Consider the following 2,457-nt stretch of genomic DNA (forward strand, 5'->3'; position numbering starts at 1 on the left):
CGGGCCGGTGGTGCCGGCCCGGTGTTCACCACGGTCAGGGCGGCGCCCCCGGCTCCCACGGTGACGTGCACCGTGCCGCCCGGATGGTTGTACTTGACCGCGTTGTGCAGCAGGTTCCGGACCAGGCGGTTCCAGCAGGACGCCGTCGCCGGCCACGATGCGGGGACGCAGGTCGGCGGTGACCTTCACGTCGGCGTCCGCGGCGGCGGGGGCGCAGGCGTCGACGAGCCCGGCGGTGATCCGGTCGAGCGACTGCGGCGTCCGCGACGCCAGCCCCTGATCGGCCTGGCTGAGCACGAGCAGCCCCTCGATCAGCCGTTCGTTGCGGGCGTTGCTGGCCAGCAGCTGGCCGGCCAGCAGCGCCGACTGCTCCGGGCTCAGCGGCTCGGTCATCCCCGCCTCGATCAGCGTGCGCTGCAGGGCCAGCTGGGTGCGCAGCTCGTAGGAGGCGTTCGCCGCGAAGATGCGCTGGCCCTCGTAGCCGGCGGCGATCCGGTCCATCGTGGCGTCCAGCGCGCGGCCCAGCCGCCTCAGCTCGTCCCGGCCGCGCCCGGGGCGGATGCGGTGGCCCAGGTTCTGCGGGCCGAGCTGCGCGATGGCCGGGATCAGCCGGCGGACCGGTGCCAGCACCCGGAACAGCGGGTAGATGCGACGAGATGCGCTCGCCGGGATCGCCGAGGAACTGCCACATCACGACAGCCCCGAGCACCACGTACGCCGACAGAGCCGCGACGTGCGGCAGCCGGGTCCGGGCACCGGCGGTGACCTCGGGGGAGTGGACAGCCGGCGGCGCTTGATCCAGGAGGACGGTCATGGGCGGCGACCGTACGGATCACGTCATAAGCGCTCCTCTCCCCGGCTCGCGGTGCGTGCTCGGCATCGTCCGGTCCCGGTCTCCGCGTCGAAATCCAGCTCAGGTTGCGCACGCAAGACCACGAACCGACCGCTCTCGACCAGCGAAACGCCTCCATAAGGATGTGGGTATGAATTCAGCTGCGGCAGCACTACTCGGCTCGCTCATCGGCGCACTTGCGGCAGTCAGTGGATCTGTCATCACCAACATGGTCTCCCTGGCCAATGAACGTCGCCGGCAAGAATCCGCAGCCAGGCAGGCATACGTCCAGCTGGTTCGGGACCGGTGCGGGATCTGCTTCGGGTCCATGTTCAGGGTGATCCAGGAAATCGAGTGGATGTGCTGGTATGCGAAGCACGCACCGGACGAGATCGACGCGGAGCTGATCAAGTCATACGAGAACCGGGTCAATGAGGCCTACGGAAGCCTCATGAGCGCCATCGCGATGACTGCCAGCCTGAGTCTGTCGGCCCACAAAGAGTTGAATCCGCACCTCACGGCCTTGTACACGCTGGAGGAACGGGTCGGGATCGCTTCCCGCATGATTCTCACGGAGCGCGATGCCGCTACGGCTGATCTGCGCACCTGTGCCCAAGAAGCCAAAGTCATGAGAGACCAGCTTCCTGAGCTGCTGCACGACACCATGAGGCTGGCCGAGGCCTGATATCGGCCGGGCAGGCACCGCTCACGCGACGGATCAACCCAGCGTGTCAACCAAAGTTGACACGTCACTCCTTGTCAACTACGGTTGACAGCATGACGCTACTGACATCCGTGCCTGGTGCCAGCCCGGCGCGGCCGCCTTTCCGCCCCAGTCCGCTTCTCGTGGCCGGCATCCTCGTTGGTCCTCTCTTCACGGCGGCATACCTCGCTGAGGGCATTTTCCGTGGCCGTGGATACTCACAGCTTCGTCATCCGGTCAGCTCGCTCGCTCTCGGGCCGCAGGGTTGGGAGCAGATCGCCAACTTCGTAGTCTGCGGACTGCTGGTGGTGCTGTTCTCGATCGGTCTGCGTCGTACTCTGCGCCCCGGTCCTGGCGCGCTGGCTCTGCCGGTGCTGGTGGCGGTGTGGGGCACAGGACTGATCGGTGCGGGAGTTTTCGTCACCGACCCCGTGGGCGGCTATCCGACGATGGCAAGTCCGGTCACCTGGCACGGTCAAGTGCACGACCTGGCCTTTTCTCTGCCCGGCTTCGTTGCGCTGACCCTCGCCATGGTCACTGCCGCCGTCGCGTTCGCGCGCCGCCGGCCGGGCTGGTTCGCGGTGTATTCGGCGCTGAGCGGGGTGGCATTCGCGGTGCTGTTCTCATTCGCGACAATCGGTTTCGCCGGCGTCGACCCATGGGCGTCCACAGCAGGACTGTGGCAGCGACTCTGCGTGTCGGTCGGCTGGCTGTGGCTGACGCTGCTGGCGGCGACGCAGCGCCGAGCGACCTCCTGACCGGCCGCCAGTGCGCGATCGACCTTGTCGGCGACGCGCTCACATCGCGGCCCCGGCCACCAGCGGTGGCGTCGGGCAGTGGACAGCAGGCGGCGGTTGATCCAGGACGGTCATGGGCGGCGACCGTACGGATCAGGTCACAAGCGCTGGATGGACGCTCCTCT

At 67.8% G+C, this 2,457-nt stretch carries 3 protein-coding genes; 2 read left to right on the top strand and 1 reads right to left on the bottom strand.

What is annotated here, in order from left to right:
• Window positions 1–630 (bottom strand): HAMP domain-containing protein (locus tag AB0C29_RS43460; RefSeq protein WP_360833517.1); only part of this gene is annotated, 630 nt, incomplete at its 3' end.
• Window positions 631–983: 353 nt separating this feature from the next.
• Between AB0C29_RS43460 and AB0C29_RS43465 the strand changes: the two genes are divergently transcribed.
• Both AB0C29_RS43465 and AB0C29_RS43470 read left to right on the top strand, forming a co-directional pair.
• Window positions 984–1,517 (top strand): hypothetical protein, encoded by a 534-nt coding sequence (locus tag AB0C29_RS43465; protein WP_360833519.1) that lies wholly within the window; start codon window positions 984–986, stop codon window positions 1,515–1,517.
• 92 nt (window positions 1,518–1,609) lie between these two features.
• Window positions 1,610–2,293, top strand: coding sequence for a DUF998 domain-containing protein (locus AB0C29_RS43470; RefSeq protein ID WP_360833521.1), 684 nt, complete (start codon window positions 1,610–1,612; stop codon window positions 2,291–2,293).
• Window positions 2,294–2,457 lie beyond the last annotated feature (164 nt).

Source organism: Actinoplanes sp. NPDC048791, assembly GCF_040650095.1.
In the GTDB taxonomy this organism is placed as follows: Bacteria; Actinomycetota; Actinomycetes; order Mycobacteriales; family Micromonosporaceae; genus Actinoplanes.